General features: G+C 75.1%; 4 protein-coding genes. 1 reads left to right on the forward strand and 3 read right to left on the reverse strand.

Going from position 1 to position 4610, the window contains the following annotated elements; all coding sequences use genetic code 11:
* Positions 1-208 (reverse strand): hypothetical protein (locus HUW36_RS26285; protein ID WP_217428883.1); only part of this gene is annotated, 208 nt, incomplete at its 3' end.
* Positions 209-851: 643 nt separating this feature from the next.
* Between HUW36_RS26285 and HUW36_RS26290 the strand changes: the two genes are divergently transcribed.
* Entirely contained in the window at positions 852-1109 is a 258-nt protein-coding gene (locus HUW36_RS26290; RefSeq protein ID WP_174530600.1) for a DUF3040 domain-containing protein, read from the forward strand.
* 51 nt (positions 1110-1160) lie between these two features.
* On the opposite strand, the gene HUW36_RS26295 is transcribed toward HUW36_RS26290, so the two are convergent.
* Together HUW36_RS26295 and HUW36_RS26300 are read right to left on the reverse strand one after the other, a co-directional pair.
* A complete protein-coding gene (locus HUW36_RS26295) occupies positions 1161-2234 on the reverse strand; it encodes an SWIM zinc finger family protein (RefSeq protein ID WP_174530601.1) in 1074 nt (357 codons plus the stop codon).
* A partial coding sequence (locus HUW36_RS26300; protein WP_174530602.1) for a DEAD/DEAH box helicase occupies positions 2231-4610 on the reverse strand: 2380 nt, incomplete at its 5' end. The genes HUW36_RS26295 and HUW36_RS26300, both read right to left, overlap by 4 nt.

The raw sequence follows: 4610 nt of genomic DNA on the forward strand, positions 1-4610 counted from the left end.
AGCCGCCGGGCGCGTGGCCGGCGGGGGCGAAGCCGTTCGGCCCCACCCACTGCGGGCCCGCGGCGGACTGCGGCGCCGGGGCGGGGTGCCCACCGGCGTACGGCGCGGGGGACTCCAGGTCGCGGTACCCGTCCGGATGGGGGTGCTGGTATCCGTCCCAGCCGCGGTCGTCCCGGGGTCGACGCGGTGGCACGTTCAGGTCGGCCATGTACCTATCCCGTTTTCTTCGAGCGCCGGCACGCCGGCCACCCGGGGGATGGGTGGCGGAGGGCGGCGACGGTTGCCGGAGAGTTGCTACGGGAAAGTAGCCAGCGCTTCCCGGCCGCTCAAGGCGCGCCGGAAGCCCTCGCGCGGGCACTTAAGACGGTGCTCAGGCCGTCTGCAAGGCGCCGGGAATCCCCTCACCACGTCCCGACCGTCCGGAGCAGGGGCGACCCGGGCGCCGACCGCCCGGACGTGACGTTTCGGCCCTCCGCGACGCTGCCGGCCGCGTTCACCACCTCAGGGAAACTTAAGGTACGGATAAGCCTGCGCTGAGATCCCGCACAGCCGGCCAGCCGGACGACGATATTTGGGCGATATACCGCCTGGTCATATTTATGACTCAGCGGTATGTCGCACTCTGCGGCATCGTCGTCCCGGCCGCGACACGCCCGGCGCGAGCGCGCCCGGGAGGCCCATGGCGGACACGCAGGCGCCAGGACGATGCCGGACCCCCGACGGCGGCCGGCCACCGAGCGGTGTGTGCACCCGTGTCCGTCTCGCCGAAACAGCAGCAGCGGCGGCGCGTGACCGGCCTCCGATCCGGGTATGCCGCCGAACCGCTGAAGCCGTGAGGGGAAGGCGCCGCCATGCTCAGCCAAGAGGATCAGCGCAGGTTCGAACAGATCACCCGCCAGCTGCGGGAGAGCGATCCGCGGTTCTTCACCCGGTTGGACAACCGGGTCAAGGGCCGCCGGGGCCGGTACATGATGCTGCTGACGATCGTGCTGTGGGCCTCGCTGCCGGCGATGACCGTGCTGGCCGGGAGGTTGGCCGGGGCGATCTGCGCGGTGGTGCTGGTCGCCAACGCCGCCCTGATGTGGCGCTTCCGGCGCCGCCTGCTGTGAGCGCAAGGAAGGGCCCCCGCTTAACGCCTCCGGTAGAGGCGGGGCCCCCTCTCAACGCTCGGGACCGGCTTCGCCGCGACCGAACTCCCCGGGGGACGCCGCTTCGCCGCGACCGAACTCCCCGGGGGACGCCGCTTCGCCGCGACCGAACTCCCGGTACGCCCGCCGCAGCCGTTCGGCCAGGCCCGGCCCGCCGATCCCGGCGCCCGGCGGGCCGAGCTGGCGCAGCAGCAGCTCCGGCCCGGTGGCCAGGGTGGGCGGTCGGTCCGGCAACGGGGTCGGGGCGAGCCAGAACCGGGCCAGTTCCTCGTCCGGCTCGACCGACGGCAGCCCGGCCAGCACGCGGGCCGCACCGAGCACCGGCGTCGCCGCAGCCGGGCCGGCCGGCGTGCCGACGACCGCCGGATCTGGGCCAGGCGGGACGACGACCGCCGGATCCGCGCCAGGCGGGACGTCGACCGCCGGGACGCCCGACGCGATGTCCGACGGGACGCCCGACGCGATGTCCGGCGGGACGTCGGCGGGATGCGCGCCGCGCAGCGCCCGCAGCCGGGCGAGCAGGTCGGCCCGGGACCGGCCCCGCCAGTGCAGCAGCTGGAACGGGTCCGCGTCGAACGCCTCGGCCAACAGGTAGAACGTGGCCGCCAGGTGCTTGCACGGCACCGCGAAGTCGGGGCAGCCGCAGCGCTGCGCCAACTCGCCCACCCGCGCCGGGAACAGCGGCGCGCCCGCCTCGGCGAACACCCCCTCCAGCTCGGCCGGCAGGTCCCCGGCGAGCAGCCGGGCGCTGAAGAACGCCTGCCCGGCCAGCTGCGCCTCGATCCGCCGCCACACCTCCTCCGGATAGGCGGCCAGCCCGATCCGCACCGGATACGGCTTCGGCCGGGACCCCTGCACCTCGGCGGTGACCTCCCCGGGCGAGACGTCCAGCCGGAGCACCTGCCCCCGACGCGCGTACGCCCGGCCCCGGGTGAGCCGGGAGCCGAGCGCGAACGACTCCAGCACCTCGACGAAGCGGCGGGACCACCAGGACTGCCCGATCGCGCCCCGGGTGCTGCGCGCCCGCAGGCCGCCCTCGACCGGCAGCGGCTTGCCGTAGTCGTCGAACCGTCCCGCGGGGCTCACTCGACCACCGCCCCGGACTCCAACGTGAACAGCTCGCGCAGCGTCGCGGTGGACAGCTCGGTGACCCACTGCTCCCCGCTGCCCACCACCGACCGCGCGAGGCTGCGCTTGTCCGCGATCATCGCGGCCACCTTCTCCTCCACCGTGCCGGCGCAGACGAACTTGCGTACCTGCACCCGGCGGCTCTGTCCGATGCGGAACGCCCGGTCGGTGGCCTGGTCCTCGACCGCCGGGTTCCACCACCGGTCCACGTGCACCACGTGGTTGGCGGCGGTCAGCGTCAGCCCGGTGCCGCCGGCCTTGAGGGAGAGCACGAACAGCGGCGGCCCGTCCGGGGACTGGAACCGGGTCACCATGGCGTCCCGCTCGGCCTTGCCGACGCCACCGTGCAGCAGCAGCACCTCCCGGCCGGTACGCGCCGACAGGTGCCCGCGCAGCATGCCGCCGAACTCGGCGTACTGGGTGAACAGCAACGCCTTCTCCCCGGCCGCGAGCACCTCGTCGACGATCTCGTCGAGGCGTTCCAGCTTGCCGGAACGGCCGGCCAGCGCGGAGCCGTCGTGCAGCAGCTGGGCGGGATGGTTGCAGACCTGCTTGAGCCGGGTCATCGTGGCCAGCACCAGCCCCCGGCGCTCGATCCCGTCGCTGGACTCGATCTTCGCCATCATGTCGTCGACCACGGCCCGGTAGAGGGCTGCCTGCTCGGCGGTGAGGTTGCAGAGCACCTCCATCTCCAGCTTCTCCGGCAGGTCGGTGATGATCGTCGGGTCGGTCTTGAGGCGGCGCAGCACGAACGGGCCGGTGATCCGGCGCAGCCGCTCGGCCACCTCGGCGTCGCCGTGCCGCTCGATCGGTTCGGCGAAGCGCTTGCGGAACGTGGCGGCCGGTCCGAGCAGCCCCGGATTCGCGAACTGCATGATCGACCAGAGGTCGGCGAGCCGGTTCTCCACAGGCGTACCGGTGACCGCGACCCGGTGCCGCGCGGGCAGTGAGCGGACCGCCTCGGCCTGGCGGGTCGCGGCGTTCTTGATCGCCTGCGCCTCGTCCACCACCACCCGGTGCCAGTCGACGCCGGCCAGCTCGAACGCGTCCCGGGCGGCCACCGAGTACGTGGTGAGCACCAGGTCCGCCCCGTCCACGGCGGCGGCGAAGCCCTCGCCGCGGGCGCGCTCGGCGCCGTGGTGCACGTGGACGCGCAGCCGGGGCGCGAACGTCGCCGCCTCCCGCTGCCAGTTGCCGACCAGCGACATCGGACAGACCAGCAGCGTGGGCCCGGCCTCCGGCGGGTCACCGGCGAGCAACGCGAGCAGTTGCACGGTCTTGCCCAGCCCCATGTCGTCGGCGAGGATCCCGCCGAGTCCGAGCGACTGGAGGAACGCCAGCCAGGCCAGCCCACGCCGCTGGTACGGCCGCAGCGTCCCGGCGAAGCCCGGCGGCGGGTCGGCCGGGGTGAGCCGCCGCTCCGCCTCGCCGGCCAACAGCTCGCCCAGCGCCCCGTCGGCGACCACGTCGAGCACGGGCAGCTCGCCGGCCTGGTCGTCGCCGGACAGTCCCGTCCGCAGCAGGTCGGCCACCGTCAGCTCGCCGGAGGACCGCAGCAGCTTCAGCCCGGCCTCCAGGCGCTGCGGGTCCAGCTCGACCCACCGGCCGCGCAGCCGGCGCACCGGCCGGCCGGTGGCCACCTGCGCGGTCTCGGCGTCGGTCAGCGGTTCACCGGCCAGCGTGAGCTGCCAGCTCAGCGGCATCGGCGCGGCCGACCGGAGGTGCCCGGCCACGTCCGCGGGCGGCCGCTGCGGCGTCGTGACCAGCGCCCGGGAGCGCAGGTCGTGGTGCAGCGCGTCCGGCCACCCGACGGTGACGCCGGCCGCGTCGAGCCGCGCCCCGGCGCCGTCGAGCAGGTCGGCCACGTCCTCGTCGAGCAGCGGCAGCGTGACCGGTTCGGCCCGGTCGAGCAGACGCTCCAGCGGCGTCCACACGGTCGCCGCCCGGCGCACCGCGCGCATCGCCTCGACGGTGGCGTCGTCCCCGAGCGGGTGGTCGTCGCCGGCCCACAGCGCCGCCGCGTCGGTCACCAGCGTGGGGTCGGCGAGGCTGCGCATGCGTACGACGGCGGTGAGCGCGCCGTCCGGCTCGGCCGGCCCGACCAGGCGCAGCGCCGCGCGCAGGCCGGTGTCCACCCCGGCGGAGACCTCCCGCGCCCAGTCGCGCAGCTCGGCCGCACCGACCGGTTCCGGCCCGGCGAACCACCCGGTGCCGTCCGGAGTCCGCGCGAGCGTGTCGGCGACCGCGTCGAGGAACGCCCGGACCAGCGCCTCCGCGTCGGGCAGCAGGAGTTTCTCCGCGTCCGGGTCGACCGGCGCGGCGCGGGCCCCGGCC

This window comes from Micromonospora maritima (genome assembly GCF_902825405.1).
GTDB classification, from domain to species: Bacteria; Actinomycetota; Actinomycetes; order Mycobacteriales; family Micromonosporaceae; genus Micromonospora; species Micromonospora maritima.